General features: G+C 69.7%; 14 protein-coding genes. 4 read left to right on the top strand and 10 right to left on the bottom strand.

Annotated elements, in window-relative coordinates:
- Nucleotides 1-89: 89 nt before the first annotated feature.
- The gene (locus P2T62_RS17590) at nucleotides 90-614 is read right to left on the bottom strand and encodes a deoxyuridine 5'-triphosphate nucleotidohydrolase (protein ID WP_276258319.1); all 525 of its coding nucleotides are present in this window, start codon (nucleotides 612-614) and stop codon (nucleotides 90-92) included.
- 662 nt (nucleotides 615-1,276) lie between these two features.
- Here P2T62_RS17590 and ileS point away from each other — a divergent pair.
- Entirely contained in the window at nucleotides 1,277-4,498 is a 3,222-nt protein-coding gene (gene ileS / locus P2T62_RS17585; RefSeq protein WP_276258318.1) for an isoleucine--tRNA ligase, read from the top strand.
- A gap of 121 nt (nucleotides 4,499-4,619) precedes the next feature.
- On the opposite strand, the gene P2T62_RS17580 is transcribed toward ileS, so the two are convergent.
- The gene (locus P2T62_RS17580; protein WP_276258317.1) at nucleotides 4,620-5,711 is read right to left on the bottom strand and encodes a sensor histidine kinase; all 1,092 of its coding nucleotides are present in this window, start codon (nucleotides 5,709-5,711) and stop codon (nucleotides 4,620-4,622) included.
- Between the two features lie 167 nt (nucleotides 5,712-5,878).
- Between P2T62_RS17580 and P2T62_RS17575 the strand changes: the two genes are divergently transcribed.
- Nucleotides 5,879-8,071 (top strand): hypothetical protein, encoded by a 2,193-nt coding sequence (locus tag P2T62_RS17575; protein ID WP_276258316.1) that lies wholly within the window; start codon nucleotides 5,879-5,881, stop codon nucleotides 8,069-8,071.
- Nucleotides 8,072-8,315: 244 nt separating this feature from the next.
- Nucleotides 8,316-9,017, top strand: a complete 702-nt coding sequence (locus P2T62_RS17570) for a carboxyl transferase domain-containing protein (protein WP_420028383.1) — start codon at nucleotides 8,316-8,318, stop codon at nucleotides 9,015-9,017.
- 27 nt (nucleotides 9,018-9,044) lie between these two features.
- Here P2T62_RS17570 and P2T62_RS17565 read toward each other — a convergent pair whose 3' ends face one another.
- Entirely contained in the window at nucleotides 9,045-9,311 is a 267-nt protein-coding gene (locus tag P2T62_RS17565) for a hypothetical protein (protein WP_276258314.1), read from the bottom strand.
- Between the two features lie 129 nt (nucleotides 9,312-9,440).
- Between P2T62_RS17565 and P2T62_RS17560 the strand changes: the two genes are divergently transcribed.
- Nucleotides 9,441-9,992, top strand: coding sequence for a metal-dependent hydrolase (locus tag P2T62_RS17560; RefSeq protein ID WP_276258313.1), 552 nt, complete (start codon nucleotides 9,441-9,443; stop codon nucleotides 9,990-9,992).
- A gap of 15 nt (nucleotides 9,993-10,007) precedes the next feature.
- Here P2T62_RS17560 and P2T62_RS17555 read toward each other — a convergent pair whose 3' ends face one another.
- The 7 genes from P2T62_RS17555 to P2T62_RS17525 form a co-directional block, all read right to left on the bottom strand.
- The gene (locus P2T62_RS17555) at nucleotides 10,008-10,769 is read right to left on the bottom strand and encodes a PHP domain-containing protein (protein ID WP_276258312.1); all 762 of its coding nucleotides are present in this window, start codon (nucleotides 10,767-10,769) and stop codon (nucleotides 10,008-10,010) included.
- 260 nt (nucleotides 10,770-11,029) lie between these two features.
- Nucleotides 11,030-13,447 carry a DUF2309 domain-containing protein gene (locus P2T62_RS17550; RefSeq protein WP_276258311.1) on the bottom strand — a complete coding sequence of 806 codons (2,418 nt, stop codon included), beginning with the start codon at nucleotides 13,445-13,447 and terminating at the stop codon, nucleotides 11,030-11,032.
- Nucleotides 13,437-14,933 carry a proton-conducting transporter transmembrane domain-containing protein gene (locus P2T62_RS17545; protein ID WP_276258310.1) on the bottom strand — a complete coding sequence of 499 codons (1,497 nt, stop codon included), beginning with the start codon at nucleotides 14,931-14,933 and terminating at the stop codon, nucleotides 13,437-13,439. Before P2T62_RS17545 ends, P2T62_RS17550 begins: the two co-directional genes overlap by 11 nt.
- A gap of 275 nt (nucleotides 14,934-15,208) precedes the next feature.
- On the bottom strand, nucleotides 15,209-15,682 hold the full coding sequence (locus P2T62_RS17540; RefSeq protein WP_276258309.1) for an Lrp/AsnC family transcriptional regulator: 474 nt from the start codon (nucleotides 15,680-15,682) through the stop codon (nucleotides 15,209-15,211).
- 677 nt (nucleotides 15,683-16,359) lie between these two features.
- On the bottom strand, nucleotides 16,360-16,797 hold the full coding sequence (locus tag P2T62_RS17535; protein WP_276261636.1) for a transcription elongation factor Spt5: 438 nt from the start codon (nucleotides 16,795-16,797) through the stop codon (nucleotides 16,360-16,362).
- Between the two features lie 4 nt (nucleotides 16,798-16,801).
- The gene (locus P2T62_RS17530) at nucleotides 16,802-16,975 is read right to left on the bottom strand and encodes a protein translocase SEC61 complex subunit gamma (RefSeq protein WP_276258308.1); all 174 of its coding nucleotides are present in this window, start codon (nucleotides 16,973-16,975) and stop codon (nucleotides 16,802-16,804) included.
- A gap of 116 nt (nucleotides 16,976-17,091) precedes the next feature.
- Nucleotides 17,092-20,298: a right-handed parallel beta-helix repeat-containing protein gene (locus P2T62_RS17525; protein WP_276258307.1), complete on the bottom strand. Its 3,207-nt coding sequence runs from the start codon at nucleotides 20,296-20,298 to the stop codon at nucleotides 17,092-17,094.
- Between the last annotated feature and the right edge of the window lie 253 nt (nucleotides 20,299-20,551).

The raw sequence follows: 20,551 nt of genomic DNA, 5'->3' as shown, positions 1-20,551 counted from the left end.
CACTTATGTCGGCGTGTTACGGGCCAATGCTCTCGTTCGTTCGGACCCCGCCCGGTGTTCGCGCACAGATTCAGGTTTTGAATAGATGTTCAGATGTTCTCGCCCTGGTAGTCGCCGTCGTACTCGCCGGTGTGCTCGGCCTCCGCGAGGGTCAGTTGCGCGATGCGGGCGCCGGTCTCGATGTCGATCTCGTGACCGACCTGGAGGAGCCCCTCGCCCTTCCCCTCGTAGCCGGCGTCCCAGACGGCCGTGTTCAGCATACACGAGTTCCGGAGGAGCGACGAGCGGGGGTAGAGGAAGCCCACGTGGCCCTCGGGGATTCCGATGACCTCGGCGTACCGGACGACGTAGTAGCCGGGCGAGAGCCGGTAGCCCTCGCGGTCGACCTCGTCGTCCCCCTCGTGCTCGTAGCCAGCCTCGCCCGAGAGCGGCTCGCCGATGGGCTCGTTCACCTGCTCGTACCGTGCGCCGACGGACTTGCCGTCGGTGGTGATGCGTCCGGGCTGGCGCTGGCGGAACACCGCCTCCAGCGTGAGGTCCACGCCGTTGGGCTGGACCTGCTCGTCGGTCGTCGGGGTCACGTGCTCGGCGACGAAGGAACCACTGCGGAACATGGCGAGGACCGCTCCGCGCGCGGGCTTAGGGGTTCTGGTCGGTCCGTGGGGTGTGAGAGACAGGGGCTGGCTGTGCCGATTGGTCTGGCAGGTTTTAGACTGTAACGAACGGGTTGGAAGCCCCTGGCCGCTCGACCATCCGGGGCTTGCTGCGCTCCTCGCATTCCGGGCATGCGGCGCTCGCTTCGCTCGCGCCGTTCCGGGCGTGTGCTGCGGTGCTTGCGTCGCCCGGGATGGGTCGAGACGGCCAGCCCCTTCCATTCCCGCCCGAGTTGGCCTGTTCCACGGAGCGCACACACCGAGCCAGCATGGTGCGAAGCAACCCTGGAAGGCTGCATCGGGCGGGACTAAAAGGGGCCGCGGGCTCGGCGGTCCCCCGGCGACGTAAGGACCGCAGGCCGCCACTGGCGGCCGAGGACCGCAGCGAGCCGCGGGGCCCCGAGCCCGCGGGGGCTTTCAACAGCTCATCACTGTCGCTGTCGTCCCTTCTATCATCGTCGAATCGCTACAGATACACGACCACACTCCCGTCCGCTCCGAAGGTCACCGTACTCGCCACGCCCCTCGACGAAGAGGGGCGTGGACCGACACCTGCCTCCTCCCCGACAGCCCTCCCTGTCCGACCGATTCGCCTTTACCGCCACCCGCTCTGACACACGAGCATGGAACGGTTCGCCGAGGTCCCGGACCAGTACGACCCGGACGCGGTCGAGGACCGGGTCTTCGAGTTCTGGGACGAGGTCGACGCCTACGAACGGACGGTCGAGCATCGGGCCGACGGGGAGGACTACTTCTTCGTCGACGGCCCGCCGTACACGAGCGGTGCGGCCCACATGGGTACCACCTGGAACAAGACGCTGAAGGACGCCTATATCCGCTACCTGCGGATGCAGGGCTACGACGTGACCGACCGCCCGGGCTACGACATGCACGGCCTCCCCATCGAGACGAAGGTGGAGGACCGCCTCGACTTCGAGAACAAGAAGGACATCGAGGCGTTCGGGATGGAGAACTTCATCGACGAGTGCAAGCAGTTCGCCGAGGAGCAACTCGAGGGGCTCCAGAGCGACTTCCGGTCGTTCGGCGTCTGGATGGACTGGGAGAACCCGTACAAGACGGTCTCGCCGGAGTACATGGAGGCCGCGTGGTGGGGGTTCCGGCAGGCCCACGAGCGCGGGCTCGTCGAGCAGGGGAAACGCTCCATCACGCAGTGCCCGCGCTGTGAGACGGCCATCGCGAAGAACGAGGTCGAGTACCACCAGGTCGAGGACCCCTCCATCTACGTGAAGTTCCCGCTCGCCGACCGCGAGGGCCACCTCGTCATCTGGACCACCACGCCGTGGACGGTCCCCGGCAACACGTTCGTCGCCGTCGGCGGGGACGTGACCTACGCCGAGGTCCGCGCCGAGAAGGGGGGCGAGGAGGAGGTCCTGTACGTCGCCAGCGACGTCGTCGAGACGGTCATGGAGAAGGGCGGCTACGACGATTACACCGTCGAGGCCGAACTCGCGGGCGAGGAGATGGTCGGCTGGGCGTACGACCACCCGCTCGCCGACGAGGTGCCCGACCACGCCGACGGCGAGGGCACCCTGCAGGTGTACACCGCCGACTACGTCGAGGTCGACCGGACCGGGCTGGTCCACTCCGCGCCCGGCCACGGTGAGGAGGACTTCGAGCGCGGGCGCGAACTCGGCCTCGATATCTTCTGCCCCGTGGGCGGCGACGGCGTCTACGACGAGTCGGCCGGCAAGTACGCCGGGCAGTTCGTCCGCGACGCCAACGCCGACGTCCGGGCCGACCTCGAGGAGAAGGGCCTGCTGCTGGCCGACGAGACGTACGTCCACGACTACGGCCAGTGCTGGCGCTGCGATACGGACATCGTCCAGATCGTCACCGACCAGTGGTTCATCACGGTGACCGACATCAAGGACGAACTGCTCGAGAACATCGACGACTCCGAGTGGTATCCCCAGGAGGCCCGGGACGTCCGGTTCCGGAAGTTCGTGGAGAACTCGCCGGACTGGAACGTCTCCCGGCAGCGCTACTGGGGCATCCCCATCCCAATCTGGACGCCCGACCCCGAGGCGGGCGAGGCCGACGCCGAGTGGTCCGGCGAGATGGACGACGCGCTCGTCTTCGGCACGCGCGAGGAACTCGCCGACGCCGTCGACCAGGACGTCGACCCCGACGAGCTGGACCTCCACCGCCCGACCGTCGACGACCTCACCGTCACGCGCGATGGGGTGACGTACACGCGCGTCCCCGACGTGTTCGACGTCTGGCTCGACTCCTCGGTGGCGTCGTGGGGCACGCTGGACTACCCCAGCGACGACTCGCGCTTCGACGACCTCTGGCCGGCGGACCTCATCATGGAGGCCCACGACCAGACGCGGGGCTGGTTCTGGTCGCAGCTCGGGATGGGCACCGCCGCGCTGGGCGAGGTGCCCTACGAGCAGGTGCTGATGCACGGCTACGCCAACATGCCCGACGGCCGCGGGATGAGCAAGTCCAAGGGCATCACCGTCGAGCCGGGCGAGGTCATCTCGAAGCACGGCGCCGACCCGATGCGCCTGTTCCTCCTCTCGCGGAACCCGCAGGGCGAGGATATGCGCTTCTCGTGGGAGGAGACCGAGGATATGCAGCGCCGGCTCAACATCCTCTGGAACGTCTTCCGCTTCCCGCTGCCGTATATGCGGATGGACGGGTTCTCGCCGGACGACGTGTCGCTCGACGACGTCCGCGACGAGCTGGAAACGGTCGACGAGTGGGTCCTCTCCCGGCTCCAGACCGTCGAGGCCGAGATGGCCGACCACTGGGCCGAGTTCCGCCAGGACCGCGCGCTGACGACGCTGCTGGAGTTCGTCGTCGAGGACGTCTCGCGGTTCTACGTCCAGGCCGTCCGCGAGCGGATGTGGATGGAGGAGGACGACCCGAGCAAGACCGCCGCCTACGCCACCCTCTACCGCGTCCTCGAGGAGGTGACCGCGCTGCTCGCGCCGTTCGCGCCGTTCGCCGCCGAGGAGGTGTACGGCCACCTCACCGGCGAGGCCGGCCACCCGACGGTCCACATGTGCGACTATCCGGCGGCCGACGAGGGCTGGCGGGACGCCGAACTGGAGGAGGACGTCCGGCGCCTGCGCGAGGTCGAGGAGGCCGGCGCCGACGCCCGCCAGCAGGCCGAGCGGTCGCTCCGGTGGCCCGTCACCCGCGTCGTGGTCGTGGCCGACGACGAGCGGACCGTCGACGCCGTCGCCCGCCACCGCGACCTGCTCTGCGAGCGGCTCAACGCCCAGACGGTCGAACTCGTCGAACCCGGCGACGACTGGGGCGAGGTCACCTACAGCGCCCGCGCCGACATGTCCGTCCTCGGGCCGGAGTTCGGCCCCGACGCCGGCGACGTGATGAACGCGCTCAACGACGCCGAGGTGAGCGAACCCACCCTCGACGCGCTCGAACGCGCCGTCGCCGACGCGACCGGGATGGACGTCGACCTGACCGCGGAGATGGTGGAGTTCGAGACGAACACGCCACCCGAGGTCAGCGGCGTCGAGTTCGCCGGCGGCGTCGTCTACGTCGACACCGCGCTCACCGAGGACATCGAGCGGGAGGGCTACGCCCGCGAGGTCGTCCGCCGCCTGCAGGAGATGCGCAAGGCCCTCGACCTGGACATCGACACGGAGGTCCGCGTCGCCATGGCCGTCGACGACGACCGCGTCGCCGACCTCGTCCGGGACCGCGAGGACTACATCGCCGAGGAGGTCCGCGTCGAGTCGTTCGTCGACGACCTCGGCGAGGACGCACACCGCGAGACCTTCGAGGACGTCGAGGGCGTCCGGCTGGAACTCGCGGTCGAACCGGTCGCCGCACCGACCGCCGACGACTGACGGCTCACGCCGACTGCCTTCATATATCGATAATCTCTGGGGTTCACTTCTAATACTCTCTATATGTGGGTATCTCCGAGACTATATGGATGGGTCCGATTACACGTCCGTAATCGGTGATTCACTCCTCGGTGCGGGGGAGCGTCAGCTCCACGACCGTCCCTCGGGGTTCGTTGTCCCGGATGGCGACCCCGCCGCCGTACCCCTCGACGACGGTCCGGACGAGGTGGAGCCCGAGGCCGCTGTCCCCGTGTTCGCCGGGGGTCAGCACGTCCTCCTTCCGCCCGTTCGGGATGCCGGGTCCGTCGTCGGTCACGTACAGGCGGACCGACTCGTCCTCGACGGTCGCGCGCACCCGGACCGTCGGGTCGTCCCGGTCGTGGTGCTGGACGCCGTTGCGGACGAGGTTCTCGACGACGTACTTCAGGAGGTCGTCGCCCCGGACCTCGACCGCGGGCACGTCCGTCTCGATGGTCACGCCGGCCTCGGGTTCGACGGAGTCGATGGCGGCCGCCACCGCGGCCTGCAGGTCGACCGCCCGTGCCGGCCGGTCGTCGGTGGTCGCCTGGACAAGGTGTCGGACGTTCTCGATGAGTTCGGCGATCTCCTGGGTCTGCTCCATCGTCGTCTCCAGTTCGTCGTCGAACTCGCCGTCGTGTCGCTCCGAGACGTCGCGCGTGTACGCCCGGATGATCTGGACCTTGTTGAGGACGTTGTGCCGCAGCAGGTTGTTGAGGAAGCGCAGGCGGTCGCGCTCCTCGCGGACGTGCTCGGCGGAGACGCGGGCGCGCTCGGCCCGGCGGGCCGCCTCGACGCTCCGGGCCTCGCTGGTGCCGATGGCGACCCCGGCGGCGGTGCCGACACCGGTCATGAACTGGAGGAGCAGGAGCGACTCGCGCAGGCCGGTCCCCTGCACGAGGACCACGACGAGGATGAGTCCGCCCAGGATGGTGCCGCCGATGAGCGTCCAGCGGAGCAGGCGCGGCTGGTGTTCCGGCTCGGACCACAGGCGGCGCGAGAGGAACCAGAGGCCCGTCGTGGCCGCGCCCGGTAGGCTCGCGATGGCGGTGTCGAAGAGCGCGGCGTCCGGGCTGGCCGCCAAGTAGGCGACGCCGACGGTGACGAGCGCCAGTCCCAGGGCCGCGACCGCCCAGCCAGCGGCCTCCTCGGGGACCGCGTCCGGCAGTTCTCCGGCCGCGTGACTGGAGGCCATCTTCCTTCCGGTAATCGGTCCGCCGACTAAACCGTTTGGGCCCGGCCGATGCCAGCCCACTCCCTGCGCCCCGGGGCGGCTGCCGGCCGTCCCCGAGGGCGTGGCCTGGGGGGCCGCCGGGTCCGGTCGCCGGAAGGTTATCCCACTCCGGGCCGAACGGGCGGTAGATGACCCGGTTCCGACACCGTGTCCGGTCGCCGGCGGCCTCTGCCCTGTTCCTCGTGGTCCTCCTCGTCGCGAGTACCGCCGCCGTCCCGCTCGCGGGCGCGCGGACGCCGGACGCGGGAGCGGACGCCCGAGCGGCCGCGGGAGCGACCGGGACGGGTGCCGCAACGAGCCCGCACGGCGGCCTCCACATCGACTTCACCGCGTCGCTGACGCCGGACCGGCCGGGTGAGGTCGACGTCGCGGCCGGCTTCACGGTCCCGGGCGGCGTCACCTCGCTGACCGCCGAGGTGCCCGCGGACGCGACGGTCACGAACATCGAGGGGTTCAGCCAGCGCGGCCCCCACCAGTACGAGTGGACCCGGACCACCGACACGCCGTCGCTGACCTACCGCCTGCCCGTCAACGAGACGGTCACCCGGGGGCGGGAGGGCTCGGAGACGAGCGGCTACCTCTTCGTCGACACCGGGGCGTGGGCACTGATGAAGGCCCCCCGTCTCGGCGTGACCTACTCCGGCACGGGGCAGCGCCAGCCAATCCGCACCGACAACGCGGTCGCCGGCCAGGGTGTCGCCGGCGACTCACTGCTGTACCTGGGGCCGGTCGAGACGACGGCCCGGACGGTCGGCGGCCAGCGCATCACGCTCGCCGTCCCCCGCGCGGCGGACCTCCGCGAGTCGCCGGCGGACGTGCTGGACGCGCTCGCCGGCACCGCCGAGGGGTTGACCTTCGGCCCGGCAGACGACGAGGTGCTGGCCATCGCCGCCCCGACCGAGGGCGTCGACTACGGCTCGACGGGCCTCCAGCGCGGGGCCTCGGACTTCTGGGTCCGTGACCTCCAGCGCCTGGACACGCCGGAGAACGTCTGGGACCACGAGTACGTCCACACCCGCCAGACCTACCGGCCGACGACCGCGACGCGGTGGAGCTACGAGGGGATGGCCGACTACTACGCCGTCAGGCGCGGGCTCCGGAGCGGCCGCATCAACTACTCCCAGTACCGTCGCCACCTCCGCATCGGGACGCGCCCCCGGTACGCCGACGTGGTGCTCGCGGAGCCGGACACCTGGCAGGGGACGACCGCGCACTACTGGAAGGGGGCGCTGGCGTTCGCCGCCATCGACCGTCGCATCCGGGTCGAGACCGACGGCCGCGCCACGCTCCAGGACGCCATCCGTCGCGCCCAGGACCGCGCCGACGGCGGCCGCCTCGACCAGTCGACCTTCCTCGGGAGCGTCGAGGCGGTCGGCGGGACCGGGGCCCGCGAGGTCGCGCGCCGCTACACCGAGACCGACGCCACGCCGGAGACCCTGAACCGCTCGGCGTACGCCGACGTCTTCGGCGGGGTCGCGGACTTCGACTACCGGTTCGATGGGTTCCGGGTCGAGGGGCCCTACCGGACGACGACGGTCGGGACGCTGCCGACACTCGTCCCCGGCGAGCGGGTCGTCGTCCGCGCGACCGCGACGAACACCGGCGACACCGCCGGCGACTACGCCATCACGCTCCGGCGTGGCGACCGGGCGGTCGGCACCAGGACGGGCGAACTCGCCGCCGGCGCTTCGACCGACCTCTCGTGGACGGTCCCGTTCGACGCGCCCGCGGAGACGACGCTCCGGCTCGGTGAGTCGACCCGCGCCGTGACGGTCCGGCCGCCGGCGGCGCCGCGGGTCACCGGGCTGCGGGTTCCCGAGACGGCCCGCGTCGGCGAGTCGGTCGAGGCGCGTGCCGTCGTCACGAATCGTGCGGAGCGCCCGGCGAACGGGAGCGTCGCGCTCGCCGCCGACGGTCGGACGCTGACCGGGCGCGTCGTGCGCCTCGCCCCGGGCGAGTCGGTCACGCTCACCGCGACGACGGCGTTCGAGGCGGCGGGCGGGTACACCGTGACGGCGGGCGACCGCACGGCCACGGTGTCGGTGCGCGACGCGACGGCGACCGCCACGCCGGCCGAAGACGGGGGCTCGACCGCCGCGGGTGGCGCGGCCACGGCCCCGACGGGGACCGACGACTCCGGTGCGGGTAGCGGTGCAGGCAGCGATGGCGATGCCGGGTCGGCCAGCGGTGCCGACGGGGACGTGACTACCACCGCGACACCACTGACCCCCTCCGGCGCGAGCGGGGACGGGTTCGGCGTCGTCGGGACGCTGCTCGCGGCCGTCCTCGTCGGCCTCGGCGCGCGCCGGCGGCGGAACTGAGCCGGCCGCCGCGTCGGGACCGGTCGTCGGCCGTCGCGTTCGGGGGCAACCCCTAACGGGGCGCCACCCGGCCGCCGTGACATGGACGAGACGCCCGACGAGGCGGCGACGGATGGTGCCGGGAACGACGCGGACGCAGCTGGGAACGGCCGGCGCGACCCGCCGACGGTCGCCGCCCGGGACCCCGAGCGCGACCCGCGGACCTCGTGGATGTCATCCCGGCCGACCCGAAGAAGGGTACGACGTGCGCGATGTCGTCGCGGGCGTCGTGGACGCGGGCTCGGTGTTCGAGCTGAAGGCCCACTACGCCCGCAACATCGTCACCGCCTTCGCCCGGGTCGAGGGCGAGCCCGTCGGGGTCGTCGCCAACGCGCCGCGCGTGATGGCCGGGACCATCGACACCGACGCCTCGGAGAAGGCCGCCCGCTTCGCCTCGCTCTGTGACGCGTTCGGCCTCCCCATCCTCCTGTTCGAGGACACCCCCGGCGTGCTGCCCGGGCCGGATTCGGAGGCCGAGGGGGTCGCCCGCCACGCCGGGAAGCTCCCCTACGAACTCAATCGGGCGACCGTTCCCATCGCCAACGTCGTCCTCCGGCGGGGGTACGGCTTCGGCCACGTCGCGATGGGCGGCGGACGCTCCGCGCGCAACGACCTCACCGTGGTCTGGCCGACCGCGAAGGTCGCGGCGATGGGCATCGAGGGGGCCGTCGATGTGGCCTACCGCCGCGAGATCGAGGCCGCCGACGATCCCGAGGCGAAACGCGAGGAACTCGTCGCGAAGTTCCAGGACCGGACCGGCGCCATCCGTGCCGCCTCGGGCGTCGGCGTGGACGCGGCCATCGCGCCCGAGGAGACGCGCGGGCGGATCGCGCGGATGCTCGACCGGGCCGACGAGGACCTGGAGGAGGACTGGCCGCCGAAGAAACACCACATCGACTCTATCTGAGACCGCCATGCCACGGTTGCAGCCGTCTCAGACGACGAACGCCCCGTACACGGTGACTGCGAGGAGGGCCCCGCCGACCAGCGAGAGGACGAGGCCGCCCAGCAGGAACGTCTCCCGGCGGTCCGCTCGGGTCCGGTCGTAGTACGAGGGGTTGTCCTCGGGGCCGACCGACCCGACCCGCGCGGCGTACCGCTCCTGGTACTCGATTGCCCGCTCGGGCCGGAGCAGGAGTGCGAGGCCGGTCGCGAGGACGGCCGCCGAGAGGCCACCCACCGCGAGGAGTTCGACCAGCATACCGGCCGGGGCGGGCCCCGGATGGCAAACGCGTTGGGGCCAGCCGTGCGGCGGTGCCGTCTGCTGTGCGTCTGACGCTCGCAGCCTCGACGGAAACGCTTGTCCGGCGCCCGCGCCTCGGCCCACGCGATGAACAAGAAAGGGCACGTCCTGAACGGCGTCTTGCTCGCCATCGGGCTGGGGTACGTCCTCGAGCCGGCCGGCGACATCGAGACGTTCCGCACCATCGGGATGACGCTCGTCCCGGTGACGTTGGGTGCGCTGTTCCCGGACATCGACACCGAGTTCGGCAGACACCGCAAGACGTTCCACAGCCTCACCGTGCTCGCCGTGTTCGCGTTCTACCCCATCTACTTCGACAACCTCCACTACGTCTGGGTCGGGGTCGTCAGTCACTACGTGCTGGACATGGTCGGATCGAAGCGTGGTATCGCGCTGTTCCACCCGTTCTGGGACGAGGAGTTCGGCCTCCCGTTCGGCGTGAAGACGAGCAGCTCCTACGCGGACGCCGTGACGCTCGTCGTCACCGGCCTGGAGCTGGCCGTGGTCGCGGTGTTCGTCCACGTCGCCCCCGGACTCGTCCAGCGGCTCACCGCGGCGCTGCCGTTCTCGCCCGGTGTGGGCAACCAGCCCACGTCGGCGGTGATCGGCTGGCTGGTGGGCCTTCCCCTGACGTTCTGAGCGGGCGGCCGTGCGTCAGTACACGGCCACATCGTCGAACCGGCCGTCGTAGGCGATGTGTCGGGGATGGGTCGGTTCCGTCCCCTGCAGGAACAGGCGGTCGATCTTCTCCCAGGTGTTCTCGTAGAGCAGATGTGCGGTCTCGGCGAAGCAGCGCGCACCGTGTCCGGGGCCGTCGCGGTGGTGGACCCGCCGGGGCGCACCCTCCTGGAACGCCGTGACCAGTTCGCGCTCGGACCAGTGTGGCTCCTCGAAGGTGGTCCACACCTCGCCGACGGTGCCCGGCAGGTGGGCGTACGAGGAGCCGAACGGGGGCAGGCCCGTCTCCCTGGCGAGGTCGCCCGCTCGCTCGTTGTGGCTCGGCAGGTGCTTCGGGTTGTAGACCTCGATGGCGTCGACCGTGTCGCGGTACTCGGCGAGGTCGTCGGCGTCGAGGCTGACGGTCGCGAACTCCGGGTGCGGTGCGAGGACGGCGGCGTCCTGCCGGTCGAACTCCGCCATCGCCGCGTCCAGGGTGATGAAGTCCGGGACCGGCTCGGAGAGCCCCAGCGCGAGGACGTGCTTGCGCTCGCGGAAGCTCCCGGTGAACACCTCGCGAGCGGGTAGCACGAGCAGTTCCTCGTCGGAGAAGCGGCGCGCCCGCGCCCGGATGTCGGGCAGTCGCGTGAAGTGTGGGGCGTAGACGAGTGCATCCAGCCCGCGGCGTTTGGCCCGCCGAACGACCCGCTCGTCGAGGATCTTCACGTGCGGGTCGACCCGGAACTCGCTGTCTGTCACTGGCCCCGCGTCGGTCCGGCGGGGGCTAAGCCGTTGTGGGTTCGGGTCGCCGTCGCCGTGCGGACGCCGGCCCCCGCGGAGACGGTGAGATGCACGGTTATCTCCCTGACTGCCGAATCTCGTGTACTGTTGTGAGCTCTCTGTGCAAGTGCTCGATAGAATCCGGAAATCGGGGGCAGCGGTTTGGTCCGAGGATCCCTCGCCGCACCGGTCGATACGCGCCGTGCCGCTCGCGCGGTCGGTCGAGCGGTCCGCCCCGGTCAGTCGTCCGCGACCGCGCGGGCCTCCGGCGGCTCCGGGCGCGCCTCGACCGCCTCCGACGCCGCCGACCATTCCAGGTCCGACTCGTAGTGGAACGCGCGGTGGTCCTGCGTCGGGTCGACGACCGTCAGCGAGAGCCAGTCGTTGTCGAGCAGTCCCGCCACGTCCCCGTGCTCGGCCAGGACCTCGGTGACGCGCTCGACCGGGGCGTGGACCACCGTCGAGAGGCGGAGCGGCTGGTGGTGGGGCTCGTCGTCGGCCGCCATGAGCGACTGGAGCGGGAGGCCGGTCATCAGGTCCCCGCCGTTGCCCTGGTAGACGCCGACGTTCCCGACGGGGTTGTGGGTCACCTTCGACCCGCTGCCGTAGACGGCGTTGTCGACCGTCGAGAAGTAGTACTGCGTGTTGATCCACTGGGTGACGACCATCGGGCCCGTCAGGATGGCCTCCAGCGCGTCCCCGTCGGGGTCGGTCGACCAGTCGTAGGAGTGGAGGAACGCGCGGCCGTCGAGGTCGAGGTCGCTCGTCAGGCCGCGGGGCCCGATGACGAAGCCGGCGTTGCCGGCCAGCCCCCACTCGGGGCGGGTCTCGGCCCAGTCGGCGGCGCGGCGCTCGGTCTCGCGGACGCTCGCCGAGCCGTCGGCACCCATCTCGGCGGCGCGCTCGGCGGTCGCGTGCTCGCGAGCGGTCTCGAGGTCCGCGCGCAACTGCGCGAGGTCCTCGGCGTGGCTCTCGGGCACGTGGCCGTCGTACAGGTCGACCTCGTCGGTCGTCGTGTTGTGCTGGCCGGCGAGGAAGACGGTGTCCTCGGGGATGTCGTGGCCACGCTCGCGGAGGCCCGCCTGCACCTCCTCGTCGTTGCAGATGGTCGCGAGGACGCGAGCGCTCGGGCCACCGGGGTTGCCGGCACAGGCGCCACAGTCCAGGCTCGAATCGTACGGGTTGTTGGCCGTCTCGCCGGCGTGGCCGGCGAAGACGACCAGGCGGCCGAACTCCTCCCAGCCCATCAGGTCGAAGGCGGTCGCGGCGTACTCGACCCGCTCCTCGGTCGTCATCCCCACCGGGAGGTCGCCGGCGTACTGGTGCTGGTGGTGGACCAGCGGCTCGCAGAACTCGTGGTCGTCGGGCACCGCGTCGTCGGCAGCCGTGAACAGGTCGCGGACGCGCTCGGGGACGAGCGTGCGGGCCGCGAGCGCGAACCCGTAGCCGCTCCCGGCGGTCTCGACGAACCCGTAGGCCGTGGCGGCGTTGGCCTCCAGCGTCTCGATGACCTCGTCGGCGGCCTCGCGGATGCCCGTCCAGCGGTCGTGGCGTTCCTGTGTCGTGTCGTCGGTCGGGAGGTCGGTGATGCGGTGCTGGGGGTCGAGGATCGGCGGGCAGGCGTCGACCGCCACGTCGGCCTCGTACCCCTGGTACTCCATCGGGATGCCGAAGAAGCCGGCGTAGCCGTGGGTCTCGTAGTCGCCCGTCGCCTCGATGTGGCGACGGATGACCTCCGAGCGGGTGTCGATGCAGAAGACCAGCTGGGCGTCCGGGCGGCCCGACGGCTCGTCGTCGGCCAGCGACCGGCCGTCCGTCGCGACGGCCTCGACGAGGTCCTCGCGGTAGGTCGCCTCCCAGGCGCGCAGGAAGGCCCCGGCGAGTTCGTCCGCGGGGTGGGCGTCGACGCCGTCGTTCGAGGGCTCGATGTCGGCGTCGACGGCGTCCAGCAGCGCCAGACGCACCGCGAGGTACTCCTTCAGCGAGATGGGGTACGTCGACTGCCACTCGCCCCCGTCGGCGACCCGCTGCTTGATGAACCCCGTCCAGCCGGGGAGGGCGGTCAGCTGCTCCTCGAAGATGGGTACCCACTGGTGCTCCGGGAACGGCTCCAGCACCCGCTCGATGGCCGCGGCCGGCTCCTCGGGCAGGTCGGCGACGATCCCCGCGTCGGGGATGTCGCCGTCGTGCTCGGCCACTCCGCGGAAGGCGGTGTAGAACCCCGCCTCGCGGTTCGGCATCGACCAGTAGGCGCTCCCCTCGTCGAGGAAGGCCGACAGCCACTTCGACAGCACCCGGTCGACGTGGTCCGTGGCGGTATCGGCGTCGGCCTCGACGTCGCCGCCCTCGGCGTCGACTTTGTCGTCCATCCGGTCGAGCAGCGCCTCGGGGTCGTCGTCGTAGCCGGCAGCGGCGAGTTCCGTCCCGAGGTGCTCCGGGTCGATCTGGCCGTGATCCAGCGCCGCACGGAACGTCTCCGGGCTGGGGTAGCCACGGCCACCCAGCAGCCCGGCCGCCTGCGCGACGGCCTCGTCGAACGGCTGGTCCTCGAACCCCGAGAGGGGGTTCGCGGTCACGAACGAGTGGATGGGCCAGAGCGAGCCGACGATGGTCGCGGCCCTGTCGATGCTGTCGTCGATGGGTGCGTCAGTACTCATTGTAGTCCTCCGAGGCAGTCAGCACGGTGTCCGCGGACGGCTGGCCGGCGTTCAGCAGCGCCACGTAGAGGCGCTGGCTCCTCTCGTGGACGCCGGTCTCGATGCCGACGTAGATGGCGGTGAAGACGACGGCCAGGGCGCCGTGGAGCAGGGTCAGTTCGGTCGGCGCCGTGACCATCGGGACGCCGGACAGGAGCCCGGAGACCGCCCCGTAGACCACGGCGTAGATGACGATGGCCGGGAGGAAGACCAGCGGGACGGCGCCGTAGCGAGCCACCGGCGAGAACGACGTGCGCTGGACCGCGCTTCGAGCGGCGTGGAGCGTGGTGAACGTCACGAAGAAGGTCAGCAGGAGGCCACTGTCGATGGTGGTCCCCTTCCCGGTCAGGACCGCGAACAGCGCGCCGCCGGCCAGGCCGGTCAGCAGCATCACGACGACACCGACGACGCTCGTCAGTCGCTCCGTCGTGTGCGGGGTCCCCTCGCTCGGGCTGGTGTGGGCGACCTGTTCGCCCGAGCTCAGGAACTGGTAGGCCTTGTAGAACCCGTGCAGGATGAGGTGGGTGATGGCGGCCCCGAAGAAGCCGAGGCCGGCCTGCATGATCATGAACCCCATCTGGCCGACCGTCGAGCAGCCGAGCTTGCCCTTGATGTCCGTCTGGACCGATTTCAGGAGCTTGCCGCCGATGGCGCTGGCGCCGCCGACGGCGACCACCGCGAGCATGAGCCCGGGGTCGACGGTGACGACCGGGGCGAAGCGGGTCAGCAGGATGCCGCCCGCGTTGACGAACCCGGCGTGCATCAGCGCCGACGCCGGCGTCGGCGCGGTCATCGAGGAGAGCAGCCAGGTGTGGAACGGCACCAGGGCGGACTGGATCATCGCCGCGAGCACGAGCGCGGCGGCGGCGACCAGCCACACCGGGCCGCCGAGCGTGCCGGCGGCCGCGGCGATCCCCGAGACGGTCGTCGCGCCGGTCGTCCACCACAGCGCCGTCAGCGCGACGCCGAGCAGCGCGCTGCTGGCGAGGAAGTACCGGCGGGCCACCGTCGCGGCCGCCTGCGCCTGCTCCCAGCCCTCGGCGATGCCGACGAGCTTCGCCATCAGCAGGCCCATCACGAGCCACAGCAGGCCGAACAGGGCGACGTGGTCGGCCGCGACCAGGGCCATCACGACCACCGTGAAGCCGGACGTGGTGGCGAAGAAGGCCGTCTTCCGGGCGCTCCCGGCCATGTAGCGGCGCGAGTAGCTGTGGACGATGCCGCTGAAGAACGTGACGACCACCCACATCAGGACGGTCAGCCCGTCGACGGCCACGAGCCCCGGAACCTCCCACGCGGCCCCGCCCCGGACTCGGAGGACCAGGGCGCCGAGACTCGCGGCCAGCAGCGACCAGACGAGCCAGGTGAGTGCGACGGGCACGAACGGCGACTCGGCCGTCGTGTCCGGAAGTGGTCCGACCGTCTTCGATTGGCTGTGTCCTGACATCGTTCGTCCAGCGGCCAGCCACGATCACCGGCGATCCTGTGAACCGCAACTGGTCGTCTCCACCTGTCCTCGAGAACAGATTGGTTATTAAATCTATCTGTTCGACCGGTTCGTTCGCACTGGTGGGTGTTATAGAACATTATGGTCTGGCAAGGATTGCGCGAGCCGATAGGGACGGCACCGGCTCGAGACGACTGTTCGGGCGGGGCGGGGTGAGAAGAGGTACCGATGTTGAACCGTCGCGTTCGCTCGTGTATCCGTCGAAGTCTAGAGAATCAGCTATCCCCCCTGGGATCGAACCTGCCGAAGGGTGTCGACTCGTGGCTCCGGACGAGTACCTCGTCGGCGACCGTCAGTCCCATGTCGAGGAGTTCCTGCGCGACGGGCGTGATGTCGCTGTCGGACTCGCCGACGGCCGTCACGAGGAGGTTCTGCTCGCCGGTGACCAGCTCCTGGACCGAGATGACGCCGTCGATCTCCAGGATATCGGCGATCATCCCGCCACGCTCCGGGATCGAGGCAGTGCAGTAGAGCAGCATCCGGAGCGGGTAGCCGGATCTCTGGTAGTCGACGCTGGCGCTGTACCCCTTGATGATCCCGTCGGATTCGAGGCGCTGGATGCGCTTGCGGACCGTGCTGTCCGAGGTCCCGGTTCGCTCCGCGATGTCGCCGGACGACATGTTCCGGGCGTCCTCCTGCAGTGCGTACAGGATCGCCCTGTCGACGTCGTCGAGGTCGTCGTCGGCCATACGAGGGACTCCGCGGCAGAGCCACTTTACTTTGGACCCACGCACGCCCCCGGTCCCCCGCGGGGACCCGCGTGATATCGTTCTGGACCCGCGTGATATCGCCCGGACCCGTATTCGATATCGCCCGGACCCGTATTCGATATCGCCCGGACCCGTATTCGATATCGCCCGGACCCGTATTCGATATCGCCCGGACCCGTATTCGATATCGCCCGGACCCGTATTCGATATCGCCCGGACCCGTATTCGATATCGCCCGGACCCGTATTCGATATCGCCCGGACCCGTATTCGATATCGCCCGGACCCGTATTCGATATCGCCCGGACCCGTATTCGATATCGCCCGGACCCGTATTCGATATCGCCCGGACCCGTATTCGATATCGCCCGGACCCGTATTCGATATCGCCCGGACCCGTATTCGATATCGCCCGGACCCGTATTCGATATCGCCCGGACCCGTATTCGATATCGCCCGGACCCGTATTCGATATCGCCCGGACCCGTATTCGATATCGCCCAGTTCGGTTTATACCCGTGGCCGTGCGCGGAACCGATTCGGTTCGTGGCCGTGGCCGTGCACGGCGCTCGCGCCGTGCAGCGGCACTACCTGACGAAATACTGTCACAACACTACAAGAACGGGATTACGCTACGAAAACCGCAGGATGGGGGGATTATCGCTCTTCGGAGTCCAGTACGCGGATCTGGTCCCCGCGCACGGTCACGGGGATCGGGACCGTCGCCTCGTACAGCTCGACGGTGACCTGGTCCTTGCCCTCGTCGATGCGCTGGACCTTCGCCTTCTCGCCCTTGAACGGGCCGGCGATGAGCTCGACGATGTCGCCCTCGGCGATGCCCTCGACGTCCGGTTTCGGCGAGAGGAAGTGCTCCACCTCTGCGATGGAGGACTCGCCCTGGACGACGCCCCGGGAGTGGGGGATCTCGTCGAGGATGCGGTCGAACACCGAGATGTCGTCGGCCTCGACCATCACGTAGGAGGTGAGCGAGTCGGGCGCCAGCGCGGCGTGGACGCTCTCCTCCTCCCGGTTCATGATCATGTCCGCGACGGTGCGTTCCTGGCTCGCAGTGGTCTTGACGGCGAAGATGGGCACGGCCTCAGACACCTCCGGGGACGAAGCTCATCATGACGAAGATCAGGAACCCCAGGATGCCGACGAGGATGACCCCCACGCCCGCGATGAGGGCGACCCTGGAGAACTCCTGCCAGGAGGGGGTGCTCGCGAGCTTGAGCACCCGGGTATACGCGCCGAGTTCCTTCGGTACTTCCATGCCGCCCACTTTCCAGTCTGGCTTTCTATACCTGTTGGTCCCGCCGGAGCGGCGGCTCGGGGTTGGGAGGCGGGTGGGAACGGGAAACGGGGTCGGTCGGCGGGCGGCGTGCCCGCTCAGTCGCGGTCGCGCCGCCGGGCCGCCAGCAGCGCGGCTGCGAGCAGCGCGAGCAGCGCGGTCACGAGCGCGAAGCCCGGCTGACCGCTGGTCTCGGTCGTCGCCGGCGTCTCCTCGGCCTCGGTGGGCGTGTCCGTCGGCTCGGGCGCCTCGGTCGGAGCCTCGGTCGAGGTCTCCGTCGGCTCCGGCGTGGGCGTCTCCGTCGGCGTCGGCGTGGCCGCTGCCTCGACGGTCAGGGTGCCGACCGCGATATCGTTGAGCGCGAGGTCGTAGTTGCCGGCCTCGGGGAAGGTCTCGCGGAAGTCGATGTCGCGTGACTCGCCGGCCGGGACGAACACGTCCTCGGTGGCGCGTCGGTCGCCGTCCACGGTGAGGACGGCGGTGTACGTGCCGTTGCGCTCGCCGGTGTTCTCGACGACCGCCTGGACGCGGGCGAAGTCGCCGGCCTCTATGGTCTGCTGGGCGAGCGAGACGTTGCGCACGTCGAACGCCGGCCCGGGCGTCCCGACCGCGAAGGCCGAGAAACCGGGCGTGGAGACACGGAACCGGTAGGTCGTGTCGGTCTCGCCGACCAGTTCCATCTCGTAGCGCTCCCAGGTCCCCGTCTCGGGGTCGTAACGGTACAGCGTCGTGCCGGCCGTGGGGTCGGTCTCACCGGCGAACTGCTCGTACAGTTCCTTCCGGATGCTGAAGACGAACTCGGCGCCCGTCACGTTCCCCTCACTCTCGATGTCGATGACGAAGTAGCCGAACTCCTGCGTGCCGCCGCCGACCAGCGGGATCGGGCCGTCCGGGCCCACGCCGAGCCGGTCGAGGTCCTCGGGCTGCTGGACATCGACCTCGTAGTCGGTCCGCTCGTCGAGCGTGAGGTTGAGCGATTCGAGGTGGATGCCGGTCTGGTTGCTGGCCTCCGTGAACGGGAGCGCGAGGAAGACCGGCTCACCGGTCACCGGGTCCGTGATGGTGATCTGGGCCCCGCCCCGCAGGAGGTCGGACTCCACATCGGCCTTGGTCTCGCGCAGCGGCGTGACCGTCAGCCGGCCGATGACCCAGGTGCGGGTCTGGATGTAGTAGCTGCCGGCATTGTTACGTGCGAACTCGTGGGTGACCGTCTCGCTCTCGCCGGCCCGGAGCCGGATCTCCTGCGTGTCGACGAGCTTGCCGTCGGCGGTCAGCAGGGCGACGTACGTTCCCGTCCGGCCGCCGGTGTTGGTGACGACGTAGCTGACGGTCGTGCTCTCGCCGATCTCGACCGTCTGGGGCGAGATGCTGTCCTCCGTGATGGCGAACTTCGCCGGGCGCGAGCCACCACCGCCCAGCGTCGGCGGGTCGGGCAGGTCGGCGATGTCGAACGCGGTGGTGGCGAACGGCGCGAACCGGACGTTCGCGAGGCCGGTGCTGTCGTTCCCACTCACCAGGTCGCCGGTTCCGTTGGCGAGGACGCCATCGCTGACGGGGTCCTCGAAGAACAGGCCGGTGGTCGCGGTCAGGCTGCCGGGACCCGTCTCGTTGCCCCACCAGTTGTTCCGAGCGTCGACGTACTCCTGGCCCTGCTGTTGGGCGACCTGGCTGTTCTGCACGCCGACGCCGTTGCCGACGATGTTGTTCTCGGTGACGTTGATGCCGCTCCGGTCGAAGTCGCCGGTCACGAGGATGCCGCCGTCGTTGCTCGTGAACTGGTTCCGCTCGACCAGGATGTCCACCGTGTCGACCAAGGACGCCTCGACGTAGAGGCCGTACTCGGTGCTCCCGGTGACGAGGTTCCGCGTCACGTCGACCTCGGCGCTCCCGCCCGAGGGGATCTCCCCGACGTAGAGGTAGATACCGTCATCCCCCGCGTCGTCGATGGTGTTCTCCGAGATGACCGCGTTCTGCAGGTCGACACCGTCGACGTAGAAGAAGACGCCGTAATCGTCGCCGGTCAGCGTGTTGCCGCTGATCTCGACGCCGTTGACCGTGGCGCCGCTGTCGCCGTAGATCTCGAACTCGATGCCATCGAGGTCGGCCGACTGGACCTCGTTCCGGCTGACGGCGACGTTCGTCGCGGTCGCGTCCTGGAGCTCGACGTATACATCGATTCCGTCCTCCTCGGCTCCGGTGACGACGTTCTCGACGATGCTGACGTCGCTGATCGGGTTTCCGGATCCGTAGACGTAGAGGACGATGGCCTCCTCGTCACCGGGCGACCCGGCGGTGTTCTCGGAGATGGTGACGCCGCTGATACCGCCGTCGCCACCGTTGCCGTACGACTCGAGGTCGACGTCGATGGCCTCCTCCTCGTCGGACTCGACGTCGTTGCCCGAGATGACGACGTTCTCGACGGTCACGTCGTCGTCGTAGACGTCGACCTCGATGCCCTCGTCGTCGGACCTGATGACGTTGTCCTGGATCCGGATGTCGCTCACCTCCAGTCCGACACCGGCCGCGTAGATGTCGATGGCCTCCGAGTCGACGTAGTCCATCGTGTTGTCCGAGATGTCGACATCGGTGAGGACGCCGTCGTCGTTCTCGCTCACGTAGACGTAGACGGCCTCGTACTCGCCGGACATCTCGTTGCCCGTGACGGTCAGGCCACTGACCGTGGTGCCGTCCTCGTTGACGTAGAGGTAGATCATCTCGTCGCCCAACTCGTCGAAGACGTTGTCGGTGAAGACGAGGTCCTCGTACGTGTCGCCGTAGACGTCGAGGTAGACGCCGTACTCGCCGTCCAGGTAGTTTCTCGTGAACGTGAACCGGACGAGGTTCCCGTCGAGACTCTGGCCGTCGACGGCGTCGTCCTCACTGTCGATGTCGTTGTCCCGGATGGTCACGTCCGAGAGCGTGGTGCCGCTCGCGACGTCCAGGTAGATGGAGCCGTCACCGAAGGCACCGATGTCGAACCCCTCGATGACGGTGCCCGAGGCGTCGGCGGTGAGGTTGAACCCGTACTCGCGACCGTTCGGGGCGATGACGGGGGCGTTCGGCCCGGCCCCAGCCGCGGAGTCCCCGGGGTCGCCCCGCAGCGTGAGCTGCTTGGAGACGTTGATGCTCCCGGTGTAGGTCCCGGCGGCGACCTGGATGGTGTCGCCGGCGCTCGCGGCGTCGATGGCCGCCTGGATGGTCGTGTGGTCGGCGCCGCCGCTGTCGTCGACGGTGATGGTCGACTGCCCGGCGACCGGTGCCGCGACGAACGCGACGAAGCTGCTGGTGACGACCAGTAGCGTCACGAGGGTAGCGACTGCCTGCCTGACGCGAGTCTGCCCCCGGGAACCTCCCCGGGTTCTGGCCTCAGCGCCCACTGTCTCTCCCCGTGGTCGTGTCCGTCTGCTGTACCGCCTCTTCTGTCACCTGGTGATACATATCCGACCGTCTGGAGGCTGGTAGCCGGAATAGACTTGCCCAGCATACCGTTGCATTAACGCCTCGTTAACGCCCCGAAACCGTCTCCGAGTGCCGGTCGGGTCGCTACCAGTCGAAACG

Origin of the sequence: Haloglomus litoreum, assembly GCF_029338515.1 — an archaeon.
Classification (GTDB): domain Archaea; phylum Halobacteriota; class Halobacteria; order Halobacteriales; family Haloarculaceae; genus Haloglomus; species Haloglomus litoreum.
The sequence above is the reverse complement of the archived record's forward strand: the minus strand, read 5'-3'. Positions and strand labels throughout refer to the sequence as shown.

Coding starts and splice junctions, on each gene's coding strand:
- P2T62_RS17575 (WP_276258316.1), top strand. CDS start 5,879: ATGACCCGGTTCCGACACCGTGTCCGGTCGCCGGCGGCCTCTGCCCTG.
- P2T62_RS17550 (WP_276258311.1), bottom strand. CDS start 13,447: ATGAGTACTGACGCACCCATCGACGACAGCATCGACAGGGCCGCGACC.
- P2T62_RS17590 (WP_276258319.1), bottom strand. CDS start 614: ATGTTCCGCAGTGGTTCCTTCGTCGCCGAGCACGTGACCCCGACGACC.
- P2T62_RS17530 (WP_276258308.1), bottom strand. CDS start 16,975: ATGGAAGTACCGAAGGAACTCGGCGCGTATACCCGGGTGCTCAAGCTC.
- P2T62_RS17560 (WP_276258313.1), top strand. CDS start 9,441: ATGAACAAGAAAGGGCACGTCCTGAACGGCGTCTTGCTCGCCATCGGG.
- ileS (WP_276258318.1), top strand. CDS start 1,277: ATGGAACGGTTCGCCGAGGTCCCGGACCAGTACGACCCGGACGCGGTC.
- P2T62_RS17540 (WP_276258309.1), bottom strand. CDS start 15,682: ATGGCCGACGACGACCTCGACGACGTCGACAGGGCGATCCTGTACGCA.
- P2T62_RS17580 (WP_276258317.1), bottom strand. CDS start 5,711: ATGGCCTCCAGTCACGCGGCCGGAGAACTGCCGGACGCGGTCCCCGAG.
- P2T62_RS17545 (WP_276258310.1), bottom strand. CDS start 14,933: ATGTCAGGACACAGCCAATCGAAGACGGTCGGACCACTTCCGGACACG.
- P2T62_RS17565 (WP_276258314.1), bottom strand. CDS start 9,311: ATGCTGGTCGAACTCCTCGCGGTGGGTGGCCTCTCGGCGGCCGTCCTC.